We start from the raw sequence: 23,174 nt of genomic DNA, 5'->3' as shown, positions 1-23,174 counted from the left end.
GATAGACCTGTATCGTAACCGATCATCGTCGAACGCTGGTGTTCGACGGCTCGCAGTTTGACCCGTGACCCGTTACGAGTACGTTCGCCGGCGTGGGCGACCCATCCGTATGGGAGAGCTGGCTTATGGGGGAGCTGGTGGATGCGCTACACTGCGCGGCCTGTAACCGTTCCGGCTGCGACCATGCTTTCGATCCACCCCGACAATCCCCAGCCCAGGCTGATCCAGCAAGTGGTGGATCGTCTGCAGGCAGGGGCGGTGATCGCGCTGCCGACCGATGCCTGCTATGCGCTGGCTTGCCTGCCGGGGGACAAGACCGGGGCGGATCGCATCCGCCGCATCCGCCAGGTGGACGAGACCCACCACCTGACGCTCCTGTGCCGCGACCTTTCCGAACTGGGGGTGTACGCCAAGGTGGACAACACGGCGTTTCGTCTGATGAAGACCCTGACGCCCGGACCTTATACCTTCATTCTTCCCGCCACTCGCGAGGTGCCGCGCCGGTTGCAGCATCCCAAGCGGCGCACGATTGGAATGCGCGTGCCGGCGAGCCCGATCGTATCGGCGTTGCTGGACGCACTGGGCTCGCCTTTAATGTCGGCGACCCTGGAGCTGCCCGGTGATGATCTGCCGCTGAGCGACCCCTGGGAGATCAATGATCGCCTGGGCAAGGTGGTGGATCTGGTCGTCGATGGGGGAGCGGGTACGCTGGAGGCCACCAGTGTGCTGGACCTCACGGACGACGTACCCACGGTCATTCGACATGGCCTGGGCGATGTGGGATTTCTGGATGAATAGGCTCACGGGCCGGTGGGTGTGCATTGGCCATCGGCAGGACCTGGAGTGCGGCATCGCCGCAGGGAGGCGCAGTGCGTAAATGGATCATTCTGGCCGTGGTGGTGCTGGTTGTGGCCGCTGTCTGGCCGGTGGTGGTCGGCACCCAGGTCGAGGGGACCGTCAATGCCACCCACGAGGCCCAGTTGGGCGAGGTGCATCTGCGCCACGAGATGCTCGAGTACGAGCGTGGCTACCTGGGGGCCAGTGGCCGCAGTCGGCTGACCCTGGAGGACGCGGATGGACGCTTCGAGATCCCGCTGGTACACGCTGTGCGGCATGGCCTCCAAGGCGCTCGCGGCGACTCGTTTGTCGACCTGGACACCCTGGCGGCGCCGGATGATTCGTTGATCGGCCACCTGTTGCGCTCATTGGATCTGCAGGTGCATTCCCGTGCCGGGCTGGGCGGGGGGGTGACCACCCGCGTCGCCTTCGATGAGCTGCGCATGGATCTGACTACGGTGCCCGAAGTGGCCGAGCATACCGGGACCGATGTGCCGGTATGGCTGGAGTTGGCTGCGGGACAGGGCCGGTTCGCCTGGTCCCGGGAACAGATCCTGGTGAGTCTGGATATCCCGGATCTGCAGTTGTCCGACGACGCGTTTCTCTGGCGCGCAAGTGATCTTCGCTACGCCACCGTTTTTGAGGCCGACGACGATGGCGTCTTCGGGCGTTTGCCCGATTACGAAGGTGGACTGGCCGCCTCGCGTATCGAGTTAAACGAGGGCGAGGCCGTTCGGCTGTTGCTGGAGCGTCCGCGCCTGGATGCCTTCCAGCACACGAGCAATGACCGCATGGATTCGCGTGTGCGTTTGCAGATGGACCATGCCCGCGTGGACGATGGCGAAGGGGATGCGCTGACGCTGGAGGCGCTGGACCTGCAGCTGGGGATCCTGCGCTGGGATCGGCCCAGCCTGCTGCAATTGCTCGGAGAACTGGAGGCGCTCGAGGCGCGTGGCGTCGAGGGCGATCAGCGCAATGCGCTGATTGGCGCGGCGATGATTGACGCCCTGGGCGGAATGATCGAGCACCGTCCCGGGATCCAGCTACAGGTCTCGCTTAACGAAGAGCCTTCGCGTCAGCTTGCGCTGGATGCCGAGCTGGGCCTGCGCGGGACGCAACAGGGTTTCGCGACCCGGCCGCTGGAGGTGCTGGTGCTGGACAGTGAGCTGCGACTCGGGCTGGAATGGGTGGCCGAATTCGATGCGGCCTATCCCGATATTGACCTGGATGCACAACTGCATGCATTGGCCGCGGACGGCTGGCTGCGACGGGATGCCGAAGCGGGCTACTGGCACGGCAACCTGGCGATGGCGGATGGTCGCGTGCACATCAACGATGTGGACCGCACTTCGATGTTGCTGGCCATGTTGTTCGCCTTCTCCGGCGGTATGTTCTGAGACGATAGACCGGGCGCGGATGCGCCCGCTTCTAAGAGGAAGGGATTGATTCCGTGAGCAGTAATCAGGGTAGCAACCAGCGTGTGCTCTCCGGCATGCGTCCCACTGGGCGCCTGCATCTGGGCCATTACCACGGTGTGTTGAAGAACTGGATCGAGTTGCAGCACAACTACGAGTGTTTCTTCTTCGTGGCCGACTGGCATGCGCTGACCACCCATTACGAAGACCCCGGTGACCTGCAGCAGCATGTGATCGAGATGGTCATCGACTGGCTGGCAGCAGGTGTAAGCCCAGGCTCCGCGACATTGTTCGTGCAGTCGCGCGTCCCGGAGCACGCCGAGCTGCACCTGCTGCTGTCGATGATCACACCACTCGGTTGGCTGGAACGGGTCCCAACGTACAAGGACCAGCAGGAGCAGCTGCGCGAGAAGGACCTGGCGACCTACGGCTTCCTCGGCTATCCGGTGCTGCAAAGCGCGGATGTGCTCGCCTATCGGGCCGGGATGGTCCCGGTGGGCGAGGATCAGGTGTCGCATCTGGAGGTGACGCGCGAGATCGCGCGGCGTTTCAACCATCTCTATGGCCGCGAGCCGGGCTTTGCCGAGAAGGCCGAGGCCGCCGTGGACAAGATGGGCAAGAAGGCCGCCAAGCGCTATCGCGATCTGCGCAAGCGGTACCAGGAGCAGGGCGAGGACGAGGCACTGGAAGTGGCGCGGGCGATGCTGGATTCTCAGCAGAACATCTCGCTGGGCGATCGCGAGCGGCTGTTCGGATATCTCGAGGGCGGTGGCAAGATCATCTTGCCGGAGCCGCAGGCGCGGCTGACCCCGGCCTCGAAGATGCCCGGACTGGATGGGCGCAAGATGTCCAAAAGCTATGGCAACACCATCAGTCTGCGTACCGAACCGGCCGAAGTGGAGACCTTGATCCGGACAATGCCGACGGATCCAGCACGCGTGCGTCGCACGGACCCAGGCGATCCGAACAAATGCCCGGTGTGGGAGTTGCACAAGGTCTACACCAGCGAGAGCCAGCGAGAAGAACTCTACGCCGGTTGTACCACGGCCGGGATCGGCTGCATCGACTGCAAGCGCCCACTGATCGAAGAGGTGCAGGCGGAGCTGGAGCCCATCCAGCAGCGGGCGAAGGAATATGCGGAGGACCCGGCCCTGGTGCGTTCCATTATCGTCGAGGGGTCCGAGGCCGCCCGCGAAGAGGCCCGTGAGACCCTGGAAGAGGTGCGCCGGGTGATGGGGCTGGACTACCTGCGATGAACGAGCGGCATGGATCCGCACGCTGAGGCTAGCGACGATCTCGACCTCCCCGCCACCGCCGAGACCGGGGCGGACGGGGAGGTGCTTTATCGTGTGCACGGCGAGCCGGTGGCGGAGCTGCCGGCCGATCTCTACATCCCGCCGGATGCGCTGGAGGTCTTTCTTGATTCCTTCGAGGGGCCGCTGGATCTGCTGCTGTACCTGATCCGCCGGCAAAACCTCGATATCCTGGCGATCCCCATTGCCGAGATCACACGCCAGTACATGGCCTACATCGAGGTGATGCGCGCCATGCGCCTGGAGCTGGCGGGGGAGTACCTGGTGATGGCCGCCCTGCTGGCCGAGATCAAGTCACGCATGTTGCTGCCGCGTCCGCGTGATGCCGAGGCGGACGAAGACGCCGATCCGCGCATGGCGTTGATCCGGCAGTTGCAGGAGTACGAGCAGTTCAAGACCGCCGCCGAGCGCCTGGACGCGCTGCCGCGGATGGATCGGGATGTGTTTGCCGCCGGTGCCAGTGTCGAGGCGTTGGAGGGCCCGCCGCCGCCCGCGCCATCGCTGGACGAACTGATGGAGGCGCTGGCGGCCGTTATGCACCGCGCGAGCCTGATGGCGCACCATCATGTGTCCACCGAGCAGCTGTCGGTGCGTGAGCGCATGTCCAGCATCCTCGACAGTTTGCACGCCGAGCGCTTCACGGACTTTGTCTCGTTGCTGATGGCGGCGGAGGGCCGTCAGGGGGTGGTGGTATCGTTTCTCGCGGTGTTGGAGCTGACCAAAGCCGGGCTGGTCGAGTGGGGCCAGAGCGAGCCGTACAGCCCCATCCAGTTACGCCGTCGCGGTACGCCCGTGGAGGACGAGGGAGGCGATTGGGCATGAACGATCAGGCCGAGAAGGCCCTGGCAGAGGCGGCACCCGATTCCGATCACGACCCGCTGCGGGCGGTCGAACTGGCGGTCGAGGCCGTATTGTTCGCGGCCGCGGAACCGGTACCTGCGCGGGATCTGAAGGCCGCCTGCGAGGAGCTGGGCGAGATCGACCAGGCCCTGCTGGAACAGGCGATTGGCCACTTGCAGGAGCGCTACAGCGACCGTGCCATCGAGCTGGTGCGCACCGCGGGAGGCTACCGTTTCCGCGTGCGCGCACGCTTTTCCGCCACCGTTCAGGCGGCCCAGCCGGAACGCCCGTCCCGTCTGTCACGCGCCCTGCTCGAGACCCTCGCCATCATTGCCTATCGCCAGCCGGTCACCCGCGCCGAGATTGAATCCGTGCGCGGGGTGGCGGTCAGTTCCGGGATCATGCGTACGCTGCAGGAGCGCGAGTGGGTTCGGGTGGTCGGGCACAAGGAGGTACCGGGCCGGCCGGCACTCTATGCCACAACGCGTGGCTTTCTGGATGACCTGGGTCTGAAGCGTCTGGAAGAGCTACCGTCACTGGATCAGATCCGCGATCTGGCAGATGTTGCCTCGGATGCCGGACTGAGTCTGACGCCCCCGGACACGGAAGAGGCCGAGGCGCCGGGTACCAGCCGGCGGCTGGATTTTGATGCCGACGCTGAAGGCGACTTCGCGGACCGGGAAGCCTGAAAAGGCTCTCTGATCAGGGCGTCTCGCCGCGGTAGAACGCCGCGGCATCGTCGAACAGGGCCTGGCTGGTATCCGCCCGCATGTAGAGCATGTGCCCACCGGGATAGGCGCGCGGGATGATGCGCGAGTCCGGGTCCTCGCCCACGGCGTGCGCGATCTGGCCGAGCAGCCACTCGGTGGCGAAATACGGTGTGATCAGATCCGCCTCTCCGTGCACGCTGAAGATGCGGAAGTTTCGGTCCAGCGCAAGGACGGTGGCCAGGTCATCCAGCGCGGAGAAGTGTCCTTCGCGGCCGGAGCCTTCCCAGTCCCAGCTGCGAAAGACCTCTCGACTGAGCAGGCGGTACTGATGCCCGTGCTCCCACTCCAGGGTGTTGCGCAGGTGATCCAGCATGGCGGTGGACAGCGGCGCGATCAGGCCTTCGAGGATCGCGTCCGATCCCTGTGGTCGGACGCGGGTGGGGACGGGGTCGGGGTTGTCGACGCCACCGTCGTAGAGGCTCACCAGGCGGCCCTCGTCGAGCAGCAGACCGCGCTGGGTCATGTCCAGCGGGATGCGCCCCCCGGTGGCCTTGAGGCGTTCCTGCCCCAGGCCGGTGAAGCGCGCGACTTGTGCGATCCATTCGTCATCGATTTCCCGTGGATGCATCAGGCCCTGCAGGTACGGGCCCAGGGCAAAGGACTCGGCTGCGGCCTGGTCCGGCGGGTCGTCGCCCAGCCGGTCCTGGGCTCGGGCCGCGGCGGTGATCGAGGGTAGGCCGAGCGCCCAGGCGAGCGGACGCCCTGTTCCGGGTTGCAGCATTGCGTAGTCCAGGGCGGGCGAAATCAGCACCGTACCGCTGACGCTAATGCCGGACTGGCGCATCAGGCGCGCCGGCAGGGCCGCCGCGCGGTAACCGCCATAGCTCTCGCCGGCCAGGTAGACCGGGTCTCCGCGGCGGCCGTTGCGGTCCAGCCAGCGTTCCAGAGTCTCCTCCATCGCCTCTAGGTCGCCGTCACGGCTGAAGTAAGTGTCGGCTTCGCCTTCCATCACACGGCTGAAGCCGGTGCCCACCGGGTCGATGAACACCAGGTCCGTGAATGCCAGCCAGGTCTTCGGGTTGTCGACCAGTCGCGGAGGCGTAGTGGTCGGCAGGCCCTTCGCGTCGGTTTCGAGCACCCGCGGCCCGAGGCCGCCAACGTTGAGGTAGGCGGAGGCGGCGCCGGGTCCACCGTTGACCATGAAGCTGACCGGTCGCGGCGTGTCGTCCTCCACCGTGTAGCTGGTGGTGAAGATGCGCGCCTGCGGGTGGTCACTGTCACCTAGCGGGATGTATCCCGCGGTGGCCGAGTAGTCCAGGCGTTCACCATTGGCCAGCTCGATCTGATGCTGGGTCGTCACCGATTCTGGCAGTTCGGTGCTGGCGGTCTTGTCGGTGTCGGCCATTGCTGGCCCGGCAAGCCACAGGGCTAGCAGTGCAAGGGCCAGGAGCTGTCGCATTAAGGGCATCAGCATTGGGCCGTTTCGGCTGTCTCTGGACAGTCGTGCTGAACGATGCGGTCGTCCTCCAGCCATTCCATGATGCCGTCGGTCACGTTGTAGATGTTCTCGTAGCCGAGCCCGTCGGCCAGGGCGCGCGCCAGGGCGGCTGTGCGGTTGCCGACACGGCAAATCAGGACCACCTCTTCATCCTGGCCGACCAGTTCGGTGAACTGCCGCCCGAAATCGGGATTCAGGCTGCCATCTTCCTCGAAGGCCGTGATGCGGTGGCTGCCTTCCACTACACCGGTTTCGGCCCATTCGTCCGGACGACGAATATCCACCAGGGTGACGCCTTCATCCAGCTTCGTGGCCAGTTCCTGATTGTCGATGTTGGTGAAGGGCGCGCGGTCCGTGATCTCCATCACCTCGATCTCGAACTTCAGCGTCGCGTTGCGCGGAATGATGTTACCCGCTCCGCGTTCTCCATAGGCGAGTTCCGGAGGGATGGTGACCTCGCGTTTGCCGCCTTCGCGCATGCCGAGGATCGCGCGCTCGAAGCCGGGGATGGTCTGACCGGTGCCCGGCGTGACCGACAGCGGCTGGCCGGCGTCGCGGCTGGAATCGAACTGAGAACCGTCTTCTTCCAGGGTGCCGACATAGTGGACGAGGGCGGTGTCATGTTGGGAAATCGCCTCGCCTTCACCTGCCTCGATGTCGCGGATTTCGATTTCCTGAGCAAGGGCAAAGGCGGGCAGAAAAAACAAAGAAAAGAGGACCCAGTTGCGCATTATTATATCCTAATTTGTTGCAAAAATATGATTTTTAACTGGCGTTATAACGACCACTAACGTCCGAGAAAAATTCCCGAAAAAATACTTTGAAATACATCTGAACTTAGTCTAAATCTCCAAGCGATCCCTACATGACAAGGACCGGCCATGGGGATCATAACTGCAAGGATTCGTGCGACGGAGGAGTATTCATGACTAAGAAGAACGATAACCAATTCTGGGACCGGCTACGTGGAAAAACGGAAGACGCTGGTGCCAGTCCTGAAACCCTGGAAGTTTTTGATGAGGCCGTTTCCCGCCGTCGTTTCATGGGCAGCATGGGCGTCGGCGGAGCGGCACTCACGCTGTTCGGCTTTGGTGCCGGTACCGATGCCGCGATGCGCGGCCTGTTCGGCCGTGGCCTGATTCCGGCGGCCTGGGCCGACGAAGCCAATGGCGTCGAAGACGATCAGGCGAAGGCCGCGATGTCGGATGCCAGCAAGGAAAGCGGCCTGATGGTGCACAACGACCGGCCGCTGAACGTGGAGACACCGCCGCACATGCTGGTGGACGAAGTCACACCGGCAAGCCGCCATTTTGTGCGTAACAACGACCTGATCCCGCAGCAGGCGCTGGACCGAGACGCCAGTGGCTGGTCATTGAAGATCGACGGTGAGGTACACGACGAACTCGAAGTCGGCCTGGACGATCTGAAGAGCATGGACAGCAAGGACCTGGTCCTCTCCATCGAGTGTGGTGGTAATGGCCGCGCCAATTTTGACCCGCAGCCGCGTGGCAATCCGTGGGATCGCGGCGCCATCGGCAACGCGCGCTGGACCGGTGTCCCGCTGAAGGATCTCCTCGAACGCGCCGGCGTCAAGGATAGCGCGGTGTACACCGCCCATGAGGGCTACGAGCCGATCCTTGGTGATCGCGGTCCGTTCTCTCGTGGCGTGCCGATCGAAAAGGCGATGGAAGAGCACACCATCGTGGCCTATCAGATGAACGGCGAGGACATCCCGGCGGCCCACGGCTTCCCGGTGCGTCTGGTGGTGCCGGGCTGGTATGGGTCCTGTTCGCACAAGTGGCTGACGAATATCACCCTGCGCGATCAGGAACACGACGGCCGCGGCATGACGGGCTATTCTTATCGGATGCCGAAATACCCGGTCGCTCCGGGCGAACGTCCGCCGGAAGAAGACATGAAAGTCGGCGGTCCGTGGCTTATCAAGTCCGTCATTACCGGCCCCGAGAAAGATACCGGTCTGGAGCGCGGTGAGACGGTCAAGGTCACGGGTCATGCCTGGGCGGGCGAGGACGAGGTTGCGGAGGTCTGGATCTCCACCGACTTCGGTCTGAACTGGGAAAAGGCCGATCTCAAGGGCGACCCGGTCAACAAGTACGCCTGGGTGCACTTCGAGAAGGAATTGTCCTTCGAGAATCGCGGCTACTACGAGATCTGGGCGCGTGCAGTGGACGACAAGGGTAATACCCAGCCCATCGTTCAGCCGTGGAACCCGCGTGGATATGACGGCAACGTCGTGCACCGCATCCCGGTGACCGTGGCGGCGTGATCAACCTCCATGCCCAGGGCACCTGCCCCGGGCCCTGAACTGAAAAATGGAGTACGCATGAAGCGTTTTGTTTTGCCACCGTTGATGGGGGTCGCATTGCTGGCCCTGGCCGTACCCGTTTGGGGCGATGCCATCTCGGAAGAAGAGCAACAAGCTCAGGAAGAAAAGGCCGAGGAGGTATCGGCAACCAAGCAACTGTTCGAGCAGACCTGCTCGGCCTGCCACGGTATTCGTCAGGCCACCAACCAGAACCTCAATCGTGCCGATTGGCACTGGGTGATGGATGACATGGAAGACTATGGCATGACGTGGCTTACGGACGAGCAGCGCGAGGACATCGTTGACTACTTGGTGGAAAACCACGGTTACGGCGACTGAGCGGGTCCAGCAAACATCCTGTTTGCGTGGTTGTGATGTTTCCGGGCGCCCCATGGGGCGCCCTTTTTTGTGGGGGGCGTTCGCGTTCTCGAGGCCATCTATGGCCGTTGGATAACCCAGCAGCGATGAGGGGGTGGTGGGCGGCGGAAGTCTTCGTCCAGGGTCTCACGTGTGATCTCGCGGATCGCCAGTGCTTCCAGTGGGTCGGCGTTCAGTTCGAAGCGGCGACGGTTGGTGGAGAAATACAGAACACCACCCTCCGTGAGCAGACGAACGGCATCCTGAATGAGCTGGACGTGATCACGCTGCACGTCGAACTCGTCGTCGGTGCGTTTGGAATTGGAAAAGGTCGGCGGGTCGAGAAAGATCCGATCGAAGCGCAGGGCGGGGTCCTCCACTGCATCGCGCAACCAGGCAACGCAATCCGCCCGCAGAAGGGCGTGCTCATCCGGTCGGCGGCGCCCGCGGCCGTCGCGCACCTGGGCGGAAAACCCATTCGCATGCAGGTTGTCCGCAGCCCACTCGAGATAGGTATTGGAAAGATCCACCGATACCGTTTGGCTGGCACCTCCCACGGCAGCGTGGACGCTGACGGCGGCGGTGTAGCAGAACAGGTTCAGGAAGCGCAGGCCCCGGCATTCCTGCTGCAGGCGTCGACGGATCGGACGGTGATCCAGAAACAACCCGCTGTCGAGATAGGTGTCGAGCTCGACCTTGAGCCGACATCCGTGCTCCTCAACCCAGAAGGGCTGGGGTTGCGTGGTCTCGGCGCGTTGGTACTGGGCGCGCCCTTTCTGCGACCGACGTTGCTTGTAGTGCAGGTTGGCGGGTTCCACGCCGGTCACCTCCAGAGTGGCGGCCAATGCCCCACGCAGGCGTGCCTCGGCGCGGGCCGGCTCGACACTGGCGGGGGCCGCGAACTCCTGCACGTGCAGGTGGAGGGTGCCGTCCTCGGACTTGTAGCGGTCGATCTGCAGTGGGTATTCGGCCAAGTCCGCGTCGTAGAGGCGGTAGCAGGTGATCCCCTGGCGTTTGGCCCAGCGCGTCAGATGGCGCAGGTTCTTCTGCAGGCGATTGGCGAAGTCCGGTGCCGGGGCGGCCGCTGGCTCCTCACGCTGGTGGATCTCGAACTGCAGCAGGTGACAGGCGAGGGTGCCGTTGTAGAAACGGTGCTTGTGGCTGGCGCGCAGGCCCAGGCGCTGCGAGTCGGTGGTGTCCGCCACCAGCAGGGCCACATGCCAGCCGCCAAAGGCGCTGCGCAGACGCTCACCCAGCAGGCTGTAGAGTTTGATCAGTTCCGGCGTGTTGCCGATGCGCTCCCCATAGGGCGGGTTGCTGACCAGCATGCCGCGGTTAGCGGGCGGAGCCAGAGTCAGGGCATCGGCCTGGTCGAAGCGGGTACAGCCGCTCACGCCAGCGGACTTGGCGGCTTTGCGTGCCGCCGCCACCGCACCCCGGTCGTGGTCGCTGCCCAGTAGTGGCGGGCCCTCCCAGGGGCGTATCGAAGATCGGGCTTCGGCCAGGCAGTCGGCCCAGAGGTCGGCATTGTGCCCGGACCAGCCACGGGCCCGGAAGCCCTCGCGCAGCAGGCCAGGGACGGTCCGGGTAGCCATCAGGGCGGCCTCGATCACCAGCGTGCCGCTGCCGCAGAAGGGGTCCAGGAACTGGGCCTCGGGCTCGGCCTCGACCCGTTCCGGCCAGCCGGCGCGCATGAGCAGGGCCGCGGCGAGGTTCTCGCGCAGCGGGGCCTGGCCGCCGCTGCCACGGTAGCCGCGACGGTGCAGCCCACCATTGCCGATATCCAGGCTGATCTGTGCCTGGTGGCCCTGGAGCTGCAACAGGACGCGCACGTCCGGGTCTTGGGCGTCCACGTCTGGGCGTTCCCCGAGGGTGGCACGGAAGGCATCGGCGATGCCGTCCTTCACGCGGACGCCAGCGAAGTGGGTATGGCCGATATGCGAGCTCTTGCCAGTGACGTCGACCGCGAAGGTGGCATCCAGGGCGAACAGGGCGGGCCAGTCCAGTGCCCGGCTGGCGGCGTGGCAGGCATCGCCGTCCGGCTCGTCAAAACGTGCCAGCGGCAACAGGATGCGGCTGGCCACGCGGCTGCCCAGCAGGCAGCGGTAGAGCGTGGTGAGGTCCGCGTGGAAGTGAATGCCGGCACGGTCCTCGCGCAGGTCCGTGGCTCCGAAGTCCTCCAGCTCCCGAGCGACCAGCGGGGCGAGTCCGCCGGCCGCGGTGGCCAGGTATTCACGGCGCTCGGCCAGCGGGTCGAAGGCGGGAATGGCATCGCCGGGAGAGGACTCGGTCATCGGGGGCTCGGGGAGGCTGGAAAGCCTTCTATTCTCTCACAGCCTGATGCGGGTACGCGGTTATCAGCGCAACAGACGGCGGCGAATCAGATACGTGGCGAGGATGATCGCGCTCAGGCCATAGGCGGCAATGACGGCCAGGTGTGGCAGCCAGGCAGTGGGCCAGGCGCCGGTCATCAGGGGGCGTACGATCTCCAGCACATGCGCCAGCGGCAGGGCGAGAGCCAGGCCCTGGACCCAACCGGGGAGCTCGGTCAGGGGGAAGAACACGCCGGAGAGCAGCAGCATGGGCGTGACCGCGAGGGTGAAGTAGTACAGGAAGAAGTCGTAGCTGCGCGCCAGGGCGGTGATGACCAGGGCCAGTGCGCCAAAGGTGAAGGCGGCCAGGAAGATCACCGGGAGCGCGAGCAATGCGCGCGCATCGCTCACCAGGCCCAGGAGGCTGGCCACCACCAGAATCGTCACAGCGCTGATCAGGCCCTTGGTCGCGGCCCAGGTGGCCTCGGCGAACACGATGTCGTCCAGGGTCAGCGGGGTCGCGAGCATCCCCAGCCACGTATTCTGCTCTGCCATGCGCGTGTAGGCGGAGTACATGCCTTCGAAGCTCGCGGTGAACATGGCCGACGAGCAGATGATGCCGGAGGCGATGAAGACCATGTAAGTCATGCCGTCGAGGTCGCCGACCAGACGGCCGAAGCCATAGCCAAAGGCCAGCAGATACAGGATCGGTTCGCCGAAATTGCCGAGCATGGAGGGCACGATCAGCTTGCGCCAGACCAGCGCGTTGCGCTTCCACACCGCGACGAAACGCAGGCTGGGGCGGGGTAGCAGAGGCATTGCGGGGTGGGCCATCAGTCGCGCAGCTCGTGTCCGGTGAGTTTCAGGAAGACATCTTCCAGATCCGCCTCGCGCAGGGTGGGTTCGTGCCCGAGCGCGCGCAGGCGTTCGCGCAGCCGGTCCGGCTCCGCGGTGTAGACCAGCCAGGTGTCGGCCACCTGGTGGGCGCGGTCCTTCGCGCCCAGCTCGCGTTGCAGGACCGCGCCGGCATCGGTGCCGCCGACGGTCAGCACCCAGGGCTCGATATGCTCCGCGATTAGGCGGCTGGGCGCGTCACAGGCGATGATTCGTCCATGGTCGATGATAGCGATACGGTCACACAGCTCCTCGGCCTCCTCCATGTAGTGCGTGGTCAGCACCAGGGTCACGCCGGAGGCGCGCAACGCGCGCAATTGGCGCCACAGGTGATGCCGCGCCTGCGGATCAAGGCCGGTGGTGGGTTCGTCCAGCACCACCACCTCGGGTTCATTGATCAACGCACGGGCCAGGGTCAGGCGGCGCTTCATGCCGCCGGACAGGGCATCGATACGGGCGCCGCGCTTGTCGTTCAGATTGACCTGCTCCAGCAGGCGATCGATACGTGCCTGCACCTCCGCACCGGACAGGCCGAAGTAGGCGGCGTAGGTGCGCATGTTCTCGATTACGGTGAAGTCCGGGTCCAGGGTATCGAACTGCGGCACGATGCCCAGACGCTCGCGCACCGCGCGTTCGCCCTCCGGCATCGGCAGGCCCAGCACCTCGACCTGGCCACCGTCGATCGGGGTCATACCCAGGAGCATGCGCAGGGTGGTGGTCTTGCCCGCGCCATTGGGTCCCAGCAGGCCGAAGAACTCACCCGGAGCGATCTCCAGATCAATGCCGTCCACGACCGCCTTGCCGTCGTACGCCTTGTACAGCTGCTGGATGCGGATGGCGGACACGGCGGGACTCGCGGCTGCGGGGGAGTGCATACCATACCGATTCACACTCGCACCCCCAATGTCCTGACGTGGTGCCATGAAAAAGGCCCGGATCCTGCGATCCGGGCCTCCCGTGGATGGAGTGCTTGGAGCCTTAGGGCTTGCTGTAGGTATAGCCCTGGTGCTGCAGGTAGGAGATGTGCGCCACGCCGCTGGGGATTACGTCTTCCTCGGCGGCATCGAACAGTTCCTCCAGCGTGATATTGCGACCGCGCAGGGTGTTGGCGCAGACCTGAAACTCCACGTTCTGCATCTTCAGATTCTCGATGCGGCCACGCAGGTTCTCGTTGGTATTGGCGGTCTGGAGCAGTCCGAGGCCGTCGCCATGCATCACGACCTTGATGTCCATGTTGTCAGCGCCGACGGCATTGATATGGTTCTGGATATTGCCCATCGCCGCCATGTAGCGCCCTTCGTCGTCGTAGTTCACGTGATAGACGACCTTGTGGTGGCCATAGTCGAAGTCCGCCGTGGCTACCAGACCGGGCAGGCTCAACAACAGCGCGAGCAGGGTCAGCGGGATCAGTTTCATCGTCTTCATTGCACAGGTTCCTCCAGGAAAAACCCAAGCCCGGGCGGGTTTTTGGTACGCCTTGGGGCCTTGCGCCGGGGTGGCGCCCTGTAACCGGGGACTTCGGGACGAATCCGGCGGACAGGTACGAATAAGACGTATGAGGTATGCGCCTATTCCCGTCAGTGGCCCAATAAAGAAAAGGGCCCGAGAAGTCTCGGGCCCGAAACGACGACCGGGAGATGGCGGTCGCCGGATTACAGCAAGCCGTCTTACTTACGGCTTGCTGTAGGTGAAGCCGTTGTTCTGCAGATAGGAGATGTGAGCTACGCCGCTCGGGATGACGTCATCCTCGGAGGCGTCGTAGAGGTCATCGTGCAGATCGATGTTGCGGCCGGCCAGGGTGTTGGCGCAGACCTGGAAATCGACGTCCTGCATCTTCAGGTTGTCGACGCGGGCTCGCAGGTCGTCATGCTCCTTTGCGGTCCTCAACAGATTGAGGCCGTCTCCGTGCATGACGACCTTGATGTCCATGTTGTCAGCGCCGACCGCATTGATATGGTTCTGGATGTTGCCCATCGCGGCCATGTAGCGGCCGGTGTCATCGTAGTTCACGTGGTAAACGACCTTATGTGTTCCGTAGTCGAAATCGTCGGCGGCAACGGTCCCCGGCAGAATCAGGGCCGCGGCGGCCAGGGCGAGTGGAAGGATGAAACGCTTTTTCATGATCGGTCTCCAGGATTGTTCCCGTGTGTCGCGTAGTCGAGGCGTATGTCGCGCTGAATTCAGCAGACTGGATCCGATGGCAGGCTTCCATGCTGATCATTTCCAGTTATGGGTAGGACGGGAACCGTTGGAGATTATTCCGATCAAATGTTGGTTAAGTGACTGATGTTGAGTGGAAAATTAAAATATTAGAAGGTGCGGTCCCTGTGTGGACCGGAGGCTGCATGGACACAGCCGGGGAGACGAGGACCAGCCCACCTGCCAGCAGCATGAGTGTGTCGGGGGCCTAGGACCGAAACAGCCAGACCCTGAGGGTCCCAATCGCGGCCTAGAGTACGAAAGACACGGCCACCTTGCCGGCTGGACGGAGGCGCGTGGACACGCAATCAGCGCCAGTGCCAGGGCCAGGGCCATCAGTAGGCCGCCGGCAGAAGACGATGTTCATTCCCGCCGTGTTGGCCCGGCGCACCAGCAGCCCGTCGAAACTTAGTGCCATCACGCTGGAAACGGCCAGAACCCGTGCAAGTGTTCGCGTTGCATGACCCTGTTTACCCTTCATGCGCCGTTTTTCGGGTGGGATTGCTACAGTGCCCGGATACCCTTTCAGGAGTGCCACATGTCCCAACCCATCATCCCGCCCGAGCTGCAGCCGATCGGGGCGGTCGGCCTCGGCATCATGGGTGCCCCCATGAATCGCAACCTCCTGGCTGCGGGAGCTGAGCTCCATGTGTGGGCTCGGCGGCCGGAGACCGCCCAAGCCCTGGAGGCCGATGGTGCCAAGGTGCACAACAGCCTGGCGGAACTGGTACGGGGTGTTCGTGTACTGGTTCTGAATGTCTCCGACACGCCGGATGTCGAGGCCTTGATGACGGGATCGGGCGGGATCCTGGAACATGCCCACCCCGGCCTGATTGTGGTTGACCACAGCACCATCGACCCAATGCGCACCCGTGCCCTGGCGCGGGCGGCGGCTGAGCATGAGGTCACGTTCGTGGATGCGCCGGTGTCGGGTGGCGAGCCGGGCGCGCGGGCCGGAACGCTCAGCCTGATGGTGGGCGGTCCGGCTGCGGCCGTTGAGTCGCTGCGACCGATTTTCGACGTGGTGGGGTCCACCTTGACGCATGTCGGGGACAGTGGCGCCGGCCAGATCGCCAAGGCCTGCAACCAGCTGGTGGTGGGCGAGACCCTGGTCGCGATCGGGGAGGCGTTTGCGTTGGCCGAACAGACCGGGGTGGACCCGGCACGCATGCGCGAGGCGTTAATGGGAGGCTTTGCCGGTTCGCGCATCCTGGAGGTACACGGCCAGCGACTACTGGATGGCGACTTCGAGCCCGGTTTCCAGACCGGTCTCTACCACAAGGATCTGGGCATTGTGGCCGGGCTGGGCGAGGAGGTGGGGCTGAGCCTCGACGGACTCATGCCGGTGCGACGCGCGGTGGACGAGGCGTTGGAGGCCGGGCAGGCCGATCACGATGTGGCCATCCTGGCGCGTTTTTGCCTTCACGCCCGTGACGATCAAGGGTGTTAAAGGCGGTTCTTGGCGTCGCGGGTTAGCCGAACAGGCGCCAGAGGATGTAGAGCACCGAAAACACCAGGCCGAATACGATCCCGGCCCAGGACAGTGCGCGCATGCCGCGCCCTGGTCGGTGTTGCTCCGGCATGTCCGGTGACATCACCACCTTGAAGGTGATCCAGGCCAGTACCGGGGCGGACAGGAACGACAGCAGCGTGGCGAAATCGACCAGGCGGGTGAAGTGTTCCCCGGCCTGCGAGATCAGCAGCACGGCCCCGCTGGCGACCACCAGCAGCGCGATCCGGTAGCCCCACCAGTCCAGGCCTCGCTCGCCCTTGCGCGAGGGATCCATGGTCTGTGGTGCGTGGCCGTCCTCGCGCAGGGTGCGGATGATCGCCACGATCACGCGGGGGTAGGCATCGGTCACGGCCAGGGTGGTCGAGAACATTGTGGTCAGGGCGGCCACGGCGATCAGGGTGCGGCTCCATTCGCCCAGACTCAGGGCGTACAGGTCTACCAGTTGAGCGGAGAAGGCGGCCGCCCCCGGGGCAAAGCCGATCCCGCTGCCATACATCAGCACCGCGCCCAGCAGCATGAACGCAAGGGCAATCACCACCGCGCCCAGGTAGCCCAGGCGGAAGTCGAAGATCGCCTCGCGTACCGTCGGGGCGTGGCCCGTCTGGCGGGCGCGCTCCTGGGTCCAGATCGAATGCCAGGCGGCCACATCGAGCGGGATGGGCATCCATCCCAGAAGGGCCAGCACGAACGCAAAGCCGGCCAGGGTCCAGAGGCTCGACCACTCTTGCGCGCCGGACAGGGTGACCAGGTCCGGAGCCTCGCGGAAGGCGAGTGCCACGGCGGCCACGGTGGAGACGCTGAGCGCCGCCATGATGATCTTCATGCCCAGATCCAGCCCGCGGTAGGCGCCGATCATCAGGAATGTAATGCATGCGGCCAGCACCAGTGCCGAGACCAGGGTGACCGACAGATCCAGGTCAAAGACCAGTGTGACCAGCCCGGCAGTGGTCAACGTGACCACTGCCTGGATGGTAAACAGGGTACCCACGGTCACCGCGATGTAGAGCCCGAGTGCCCAGTTGCCGAGCCGGTGGTAGCCGGTCAGCAGGTGATGTCCAGTGGCGGCCGCGTAGCGCGGGCCGAACTCTAGGAATGGATACTTGAACAGGCAGGCCAGAAGTACGATCGGGATGAGCAACAGCCCGTACTCGGCACCGCCTCGGGTCGCCTGGACCAGATGCGAAACGCCTACCGCAGCTCCAGCCATCAGAAGCCCGGGTCCGATGGCTGCGCACAGGGAGGCGCGGGTGGAAGCATTCATGGGCCAGGGTCCGGCGTCTTGGATTCGGGCCGGATTATAGGGGAATTGCACGGCCGCTCGCGCCCTTTTCTGCGCGCCGGTCTTGCGGTCAGAGCGTCAGGGGTACGCGCCGATAGGGGGTGGGCGGCGGTGGAAGTGGATCATTGCTGTCGGGGAAGCGTTGGATCAGCTTGTCGTAGTAGCTGCGGATGTTCTGTACGTAGACCACAGGTTCCCAGCCGCGGGCGTAGCCGTAGCGCGTCTGCTCATGCCATTCGCTTTCGGCCAGGCGGGGCAGCCATTGCATCACGTCCAGCCAGCGGTCGGGGTCGTCGCCGTTGGCTTCGGCTAGGCGGCGGGCATCAAACAGGTGTCCGAGACCCACGTTGTACGCGGCCAGGGTCATCCAGGTGCGGTCGGGTTCCGGGATGCGTTCGGGCAGACGCTCGCGCAGATCCAGCAGGTAACGGGTACCCCCGTCGACACTGGCTTCCGGGTCCGTACGGTCCTGGATGCCGAGGCCGGCTGCCGTGTTCTGGGTCAGCATCATCAGGCCGCGTACACCAGTGGGAGAGATGGCGTCGGCATCCCAATGAGATTCCTGGTAGGCGACTGCGGCGATGAAGCGCCAGTCCAGACCGTATTCCTCGCCCGCACGTTCGAACAGGTGGCGATACCGGTCCAGGCGGTTTTCGACACGGCGGGCAAAGGTCAGCGCATCCACCAGATCATGGATGTCCAGGTGACCGAGGTAGCGATCGAGCATCTGTTCCAGCTCGCGGTTGTCGCGCAAGCGCTGGATGTAGCGTTCGGCCGCATCAATGAGGCTGCGACCAAACCCGGCGGGGAATAGCCAGGCAACCGAAGCACCGTCCTCAAATTTGTAGGCCGTGCGTAGTTCGGGATGCAGACGCCGCAGGCGCCCGAATTCCAGAGAGTTCATCAAGGCATAGTCGATCTCGCCGGACTCGAGGGCTTGGCGTAATGTCTCCGCCGTCCCCTTGGGTACCAGCTCGACGGGTGGTTCGCCCGGCGCAAGGCCGACGGGTCCGAAGGCACCGGGATCTGGCGGCTCGGTCTCGCCGTTGTCCTCTGTGTCGACGGTGGGTTTGTCGGGGTCGCTGGCGTGGGCCAGGTGCAGGCGGAGATGTTCGGGCAGGGGAGACTGTGCGGTAAACCCCAGACGGGCCCCGACCGGAAGGTCGGTGATCCTCGGCAGCACGGAGGAGCGCGGGTTATCGTTCCAGAAGACCAGGACTTGCTGGATTGAAAGGATTTCCGGGCCGCGTTCAATGGCGGGTTCTTCAGGGTCCACCAGGAACCCGGCGGCCAGATCGACGCGCTGTTCGCGCAGGCGTCGGTGGGCCTCCGCGGCTGTCTCCACTCGGGTGACCCGAATGCGGGTACCCAATTCCTGAGCAAAGCCGTGCAGCAGGTCCAGTTCCAGCTGGCCGTGGCCAGTGGTTGTGGCGAGTTCGGAGCGTCCCAACGGGTGTTCGACCAGGACCACCTGGAACTCCTCGCGAAACGTGAGTAGTTCCAGGGCCGAGGGTGGCTGAAACCAGACCCGAAGCCCAATCATCACCAGCAGTACGATGAATACGCCCAGTTCGATTTGGCGCCAGGTGGTGCTGGGCGGGCGTAGGTGGGAGAGCGGGGCCATGCGTTCGATCATACCCAATCGTCCTCACGGGGACTTGCCGGGGAGGGGCGACCGATCGCTTATCGCCAGTTCAGGACTAGGCCCTGGGCACGGAGGATTTGCAGCGCGGGGTCGACGCAGGTGTCGATGAAGGCCGCCCGCCGCGGGTTGTCGCGTGCCAGGCGGCGGTAGTCCGGACCGACGGGCAGGCCCGCGAGCTGGTAGATGTCCGCCGTGGGGTAATAGAAGGCATGCACGAACTGGCGGAACACGCGACGCATCAGGGGACGGTAGGTCGCCTTTTGCCAGGCTGGGAGCGTGTCCAGGCAGCTTTCCAGCGTGTCGCGGGCATGGGCCATATGGCGGGCCTCGTCGATCATATGGGTGGTGACGACGTCGTGCACCGTGGGGCTGATCTGGTCGCGGCGTTGATGGATCAGGCGGTTCATCCGGTCGGGGACTTCTTCGCCGATCATCACCGCGATCCAGAAGATCGAGGACTCGAAGGGGGCGAACCGGCCGACCAGCGTAGCGAGTTTCGGCTTCGGGAAACGCCGTTCCGGCAGTTCCAGGCCGCTGCGGCGCATGAACTCGATGAACATCAGGCTATGACCCGCCTCTTCCCGCAGTTCGTGCAGGCGGTAATTCAATCGGTCCAGTCGACCGGTCGAGTGCATGGAGATGCGCGAGATGCGTTCCATGAACAAGCCTTCCAGCCACAGTGCGCCACTGATGAAGTAGAGGAACTCGTATTGCGAGAGGCGCCGTTTCTGCGCGCTGGAGAGCGCCGAATACTCCGGCGTGCCGAATAGGGAGATGGCCTCTTCGGGGATCCAGTAGTCCTCCGACGACAGCGCATCCCAGCGAATCCGCGTGAGCGGATCCTGATAGGGCGAGCTGTTGCGGCTCAGATGATCGAGCAGCTCCTGGGAGGAATTCATCGTTGGCGTGCCGGACCGATGCGGATAAAGGCCGGAATCATACCGGCTCTGAAGCGTGGGACCAACGCCAACCCGTTGCAATCTGCGGTTGCTGCCCCATCATGGAGCCCATGGACAAGAACATACGTTATCGAATCAGTTTCCTGAACAATGGCAAGACCTACGAATTGTTTGCCCGCGAGGTGTATCAGGACGAGCGTTACGGCTTCGTGACCATCGAAGGCTTGCTGTTCGGCGAGCGTTCGCAAGTGGTGGTAGATACGTCCGAGGAACGTCTGCGGAACGAATTTGAGGGTGTAGAGCGCTTCCATGTGCCGATGCACGCCCTCATCCGCATCGACGAGGTCACGGCGGCTGGCACGCCGCGTATCCACGATGCGGGTGCCTCGGGCGGGAATATCCATGCCTTCCCGGGGTTGCCGGGCAAGGGTGGCAGCTGAAGCTGCAAACGTCTGTTTTCCGCCCCGTCCATTGCGCCGGTGCGACGCCTGGTTTAGGATTTCGCGCTTCGTGACCGCCTGGCGGTTGCGGAAAACCGGAGAGGTGGCCGAGCGGTCGAAGGCGCACGCCTGGAAAGTGTGTATACGGTAACCCCGTATCGAGGGTTCGAATCCCTCCCTCTCCGCCAGATTGAAGCAAAGGGGCCCGAGTGGCCCCTTTTGCATGTCTGGCCCTGGACGTTTCGGGATTCGAACCCTCGATAATTCAAAACGATGGTTCGACCGGTGGCGCTCAGCGACACCACAACAGCCTTGCCGCGTGAAAGCCCCCAGCGCCCGCGCCGCAGGCGCGGCACGCAACGGCCCAAGGCCGAGCGTGCCCAAGATGTGTGAAGACCTAGCCATCCTCCACTGGTAGGACTGTCGGGATGGCCGTTGTCTTGACCTTGATCCCCCCGTTGTCGTCGCGCCGAGCGGAGAGGGTTTTCGCGGGACGATTCTAAATACAAACGGGGCGCTGGATGTCTGAGCGGAGCCGAAGGCGCAGCGAGTTCAGCGCCGCCCGCGAAAACCCTCGGAGCGAGGGAAACCCCGGCCCGCGCAGCGGGCCGGGGTCGCGGCAGTCGGGCGTGTTTCTTGGGTACTTCTTTGCACGAGCAAAGAAGTACCTCGCGGCGCGCTGGCGAGTCAGCGCCAGGCAGTATGCGGACCGAAAGCACCGTAAACACGGAGCCCAATCCAGGACCAGCCACAACATGGCAGGCGGCCAGGCGCATGCGCGCCCGGGGGCTATTCGTGGACGTAGTCCACGACCTCCAGGCCGAAGCCGCCGAGGCCATGGAAACGCTTGGGTGCGGACATTAGCTTCATGCGGCCAACGCCACAGTCGGCCAGGATCTGCGCCCCGATGCCGTACATACGCCATTCGGCGGAGTTCTCGCGCCCAGTGCGTTCTTCCTGCACCGGCGGCTGACCAATGGTCTCCAGCCGCTGGGCCAGAGCCTCCGCGCTTTCGTGCTTGCGCAGCACCACGACCACACCTTCACCCGCCTCGTCGATCCGGCGCAGGGCATCATCCAGCGGCCAGCCACGATCCGGCCCGGCATACCCCAGGGTGTCGTACAGCGTGCTTTCCAGATGCACGCGCACCAGGGTGTCCTTGTCCGGTTTCGGCTCACCACGCACCAAAGCGAAATGCAGCTCGTGGTCGACCTCGTCCTCGAAGGCCAGCAGTCGGAAGTCGCCAAACTCGGTGGGGAACGGACGCTCGGAGACCCGCCGCACGGTCTTCTCGTTCTCGATGCGGTAGCGGATCAGGTCTTCGATAGTCCCCATCTTGAGGTCATGCTCGGCACAGAAGCGTTCGAGATCCGAGCGGCGCGCCATACTGCCGTCCTCGTTCAGGATCTCGACGATGACCGCCGCCGGCTCGGCCCCGGCCAGGCGCGCCAAATCGCAGCCCGCCTCCGTATGGCCGGCGCGCACGATGACCCCACCTGGTTGCGCCATCAGCGGAAATACGTGACCCGGCTGAACGATATCCTCGGGGTTTGCGTTCGGTGCGACGGCCGTACGGATGGTATGCGCGCGGTCGTACGCCGAAATACCCGTGGTCACGCCCTCGGCGGCCTCGATGGACAGCGTGAAATTGGTGCCGTGCACATCATTCGTGTCGGTCACCATCAACGGCAGTGCCAACTGCTTGCAACGCTCGCGGGTCAGCGTCAGGCAGATCAGTCCGCGGCCGTACTTGGCCATGAAGTTGATATCTTCGGGCCGGGCGTGGGACGCCAGCATTAGCAGATCGCCCTCGTTCTCGCGGTCCTCGTCGTCGACGATGACCACCATGCGACCGGCCTGCAGTTCTTCCAGAATGGTTTCGGTATTGGAGAATTCCATAGATTCCTGCTTTCGGCTGCGCGGCTAGTCGCGCGGACCGGATTGATTGGGAAAGCCCTGCTCGGCCAGCCAGGCCTCGGACAGATCGGCCGCCCTGGCACCGGGCTCGGCCGCACGATCGCCCAGCATCAGTCGTTCCAGATAGCGTGCGATCAGGTCGACCTCCAGGTTGACCGGGGTCCCGACCGCATACACCGCAAAGCGGGTGAGCGACCAGGTGTGCGGGATGATATTCACCTCGAACTCGGCCCCGTCGACCCGATTCACCGTCAGGCTGGTGCCATCGATAGTGATCGAACCCTTGGCTGCAATGTAACGTGCCAGCGCCGCTGGCGCGCGGAATCGTACCCGCGTGGAGCGGGCATCCGGCTCCATCGTCACCACCTCGCCGACGCCGTCGACATGCCCGGACACCATGTGCCCGCCCAGGCGATCGCCCAACGCCAACGCCCGTTCGAGATTCACCCGATCTCCCGGGCCGAGATGTCCCAGCGTGGTCACATCCAGCGATTCACGCGAGACATCGGCGGCAAAGCCATCCGCGGCAAGATCCGTCACCGTAAGACAGACACCGTTGACGGCGATGGATTCTCCCAGGCGGGTATCGGACAGGTCCATACCCGCCGCATTCAAGTGCAGGCGCACATCCCCACTACTGGGGGTCAGGCGCTCCAGGCTGCCAAGGGTCTCGATGATTCCGGTAAACATGGATGTCCACTCGTTCAGATGCACCCGCAGGCTCAACGCCGGGCCGCAGGCGCCCCACTATAGGGAAACGCTAATAAATTCGCACCACGC

General features: G+C 64.2%; 21 protein-coding genes, 1 tRNA gene and 1 pseudogene. 10 read left to right on the top strand and 13 right to left on the bottom strand.

Translation table 11 applies throughout. The features are described 5' to 3' along the window. Positions 1–183 precede the first annotated feature (183 nt). The 5 genes from F462_RS10260 to scpB all read left to right on the top strand — a co-directional run bounded on the left by F462_RS10260 (position 184) and on the right by scpB (position 5,094). The gene (locus tag F462_RS10260; protein WP_038054943.1) at positions 184–798 is read left to right on the top strand and encodes an L-threonylcarbamoyladenylate synthase; all 615 of its coding nucleotides are present in this window, start codon (positions 184–186) and stop codon (positions 796–798) included. A 71-nt stretch (positions 799–869) separates the two neighbouring features. Beyond that, a complete protein-coding gene (locus F462_RS10255) occupies positions 870–2,234 on the top strand; it encodes a DUF945 family protein (protein WP_038053884.1) in 1,365 nt (454 codons plus the stop codon). 53 nt (positions 2,235–2,287) lie between these two features. Then, complete coding sequence (locus F462_RS10250) at positions 2,288–3,508, top strand: tryptophan--tRNA ligase (RefSeq protein WP_018141651.1); 1,221 nt, start codon at positions 2,288–2,290, stop codon at positions 3,506–3,508. A 9-nt stretch (positions 3,509–3,517) separates the two neighbouring features. Next, positions 3,518–4,387 (top strand): segregation and condensation protein A, encoded by an 870-nt coding sequence (locus F462_RS10245; RefSeq protein WP_018874562.1) that lies wholly within the window; start codon positions 3,518–3,520, stop codon positions 4,385–4,387. Continuing rightward, positions 4,384–5,094 (top strand): SMC-Scp complex subunit ScpB, encoded by a 711-nt coding sequence (scpB, locus tag F462_RS10240; RefSeq protein WP_018874561.1) that lies wholly within the window; start codon positions 4,384–4,386, stop codon positions 5,092–5,094. The genes F462_RS10245 and scpB overlap by 4 nt, the downstream gene beginning before the upstream one ends. A gap of 13 nt (positions 5,095–5,107) precedes the next feature. Here scpB and F462_RS10235 read toward each other — a convergent pair whose 3' ends face one another. Both F462_RS10235 and F462_RS10230 read right to left on the bottom strand, forming a co-directional pair. Next, complete coding sequence (locus F462_RS10235; RefSeq protein ID WP_018874560.1) at positions 5,108–6,589, bottom strand: S10 family peptidase; 1,482 nt, start codon at positions 6,587–6,589, stop codon at positions 5,108–5,110. Continuing rightward, positions 6,583–7,344 (bottom strand): FKBP-type peptidyl-prolyl cis-trans isomerase, encoded by a 762-nt coding sequence (locus F462_RS10230; RefSeq protein ID WP_018141647.1) that lies wholly within the window; start codon positions 7,342–7,344, stop codon positions 6,583–6,585. Before F462_RS10230 ends, F462_RS10235 begins: the two co-directional genes overlap by 7 nt. Positions 7,345–7,538: 194 nt before the next feature. Here F462_RS10230 and F462_RS10225 point away from each other — a divergent pair, with 194 nt between their 5' ends. After that, entirely contained in the window at positions 7,539–8,900 is a 1,362-nt protein-coding gene (locus F462_RS10225) for a sulfite oxidase (RefSeq protein ID WP_018874558.1), read from the top strand. A gap of 57 nt (positions 8,901–8,957) precedes the next feature. After that, on the top strand, positions 8,958–9,278 hold the full coding sequence (locus F462_RS10220; RefSeq protein ID WP_018141645.1) for a c-type cytochrome: 321 nt from the start codon (positions 8,958–8,960) through the stop codon (positions 9,276–9,278). A 98-nt stretch (positions 9,279–9,376) separates the two neighbouring features. Here F462_RS10220 and rlmKL read toward each other — a convergent pair whose 3' ends face one another. The 6 genes and pseudogenes from rlmKL to F462_RS14100 all read right to left on the bottom strand — a co-directional run. Continuing rightward, complete coding sequence (rlmKL, locus tag F462_RS10215; RefSeq protein WP_038053881.1) at positions 9,377–11,590, bottom strand: bifunctional 23S rRNA (guanine(2069)-N(7))-methyltransferase RlmK/23S rRNA (guanine(2445)-N(2))-methyltransferase RlmL; 2,214 nt, start codon at positions 11,588–11,590, stop codon at positions 9,377–9,379. 63 nt (positions 11,591–11,653) lie between these two features. After that, positions 11,654–12,442: an ABC transporter permease gene (locus F462_RS10210; RefSeq protein WP_018874556.1), complete on the bottom strand. Its 789-nt coding sequence runs from the start codon at positions 12,440–12,442 to the stop codon at positions 11,654–11,656. After that, complete coding sequence (locus F462_RS10205; RefSeq protein ID WP_018141642.1) at positions 12,442–13,347, bottom strand: ABC transporter ATP-binding protein; 906 nt, start codon at positions 13,345–13,347, stop codon at positions 12,442–12,444. The genes F462_RS10210 and F462_RS10205 overlap by 1 nt, the downstream gene beginning before the upstream one ends. A gap of 133 nt (positions 13,348–13,480) precedes the next feature. Beyond that, positions 13,481–13,927, bottom strand: coding sequence for a DsrE family protein (locus F462_RS10200; protein WP_038053876.1), 447 nt, complete (start codon positions 13,925–13,927; stop codon positions 13,481–13,483). A 246-nt stretch (positions 13,928–14,173) separates the two neighbouring features. After that, positions 14,174–14,623 carry a DsrE family protein gene (locus F462_RS10195; protein WP_018141640.1) on the bottom strand — a complete coding sequence of 150 codons (450 nt, stop codon included), beginning with the start codon at positions 14,621–14,623 and terminating at the stop codon, positions 14,174–14,176. A gap of 300 nt (positions 14,624–14,923) precedes the next feature. Continuing rightward, a pseudogene (locus F462_RS14100) lies at positions 14,924–15,163 on the bottom strand (hypothetical protein); the annotation flags it as partial. A 76-nt stretch (positions 15,164–15,239) separates the two neighbouring features. Between F462_RS14100 and F462_RS10190 the strand changes: the two are divergent. Beyond that, positions 15,240–16,151, top strand: coding sequence for an NAD(P)-dependent oxidoreductase (locus tag F462_RS10190; protein WP_038053875.1), 912 nt, complete (start codon positions 15,240–15,242; stop codon positions 16,149–16,151). Positions 16,152–16,173: 22 nt separating this feature from the next. Here F462_RS10190 and F462_RS10185 read toward each other — a convergent pair whose 3' ends face one another. From F462_RS10185 to F462_RS10175, 3 genes are all read right to left on the bottom strand, one after another. Continuing rightward, positions 16,174–17,475, bottom strand: a complete 1,302-nt coding sequence (locus F462_RS10185; protein ID WP_038053873.1) for an NRAMP family divalent metal transporter — start codon at positions 17,473–17,475, stop codon at positions 16,174–16,176. Between the two features lie 88 nt (positions 17,476–17,563). Continuing rightward, complete coding sequence (mltF, locus tag F462_RS10180) at positions 17,564–19,117, bottom strand: membrane-bound lytic murein transglycosylase MltF (protein WP_208854172.1); 1,554 nt, start codon at positions 19,115–19,117, stop codon at positions 17,564–17,566. 59 nt (positions 19,118–19,176) lie between these two features. Further along, positions 19,177–20,037: a diiron oxygenase gene (locus F462_RS10175; protein WP_018141636.1), complete on the bottom strand. Its 861-nt coding sequence runs from the start codon at positions 20,035–20,037 to the stop codon at positions 19,177–19,179. 110 nt (positions 20,038–20,147) lie between these two features. Between F462_RS10175 and F462_RS10170 the strand changes: the two genes are divergently transcribed. Both F462_RS10170 and F462_RS10165 read left to right on the top strand, forming a co-directional pair. Next, positions 20,148–20,477 (top strand): DUF1820 family protein, encoded by a 330-nt coding sequence (locus tag F462_RS10170; RefSeq protein ID WP_038053870.1) that lies wholly within the window; start codon positions 20,148–20,150, stop codon positions 20,475–20,477. A gap of 97 nt (positions 20,478–20,574) precedes the next feature. Next, positions 20,575–20,665, top strand: a tRNA-Ser gene (locus F462_RS10165). 601 nt (positions 20,666–21,266) lie between these two features. On the opposite strand, the gene ribBA is transcribed toward F462_RS10165, so the two are convergent. Beyond that, positions 21,267–22,376, bottom strand: coding sequence for a bifunctional 3,4-dihydroxy-2-butanone-4-phosphate synthase/GTP cyclohydrolase II (ribBA, locus tag F462_RS10160; protein WP_018140711.1), 1,110 nt, complete (start codon positions 22,374–22,376; stop codon positions 21,267–21,269). Positions 22,377–22,400: 24 nt separating this feature from the next. Further along, entirely contained in the window at positions 22,401–23,084 is a 684-nt protein-coding gene (locus F462_RS10155; protein WP_038053869.1) for a riboflavin synthase, read from the bottom strand. Positions 23,085–23,174: the final 90 nt, after the last annotated feature.

Origin of the sequence: Thioalkalivibrio sp. ALJ1, from assembly GCF_000745395.1 — a bacterium.
Lineage (GTDB): Bacteria > Pseudomonadota > Gammaproteobacteria > Ectothiorhodospirales > Ectothiorhodospiraceae > Thioalkalivibrio.
The sequence above is the reverse complement of the archived record's forward strand: the minus strand, read 5'-3'. Positions and strand labels throughout refer to the sequence as shown.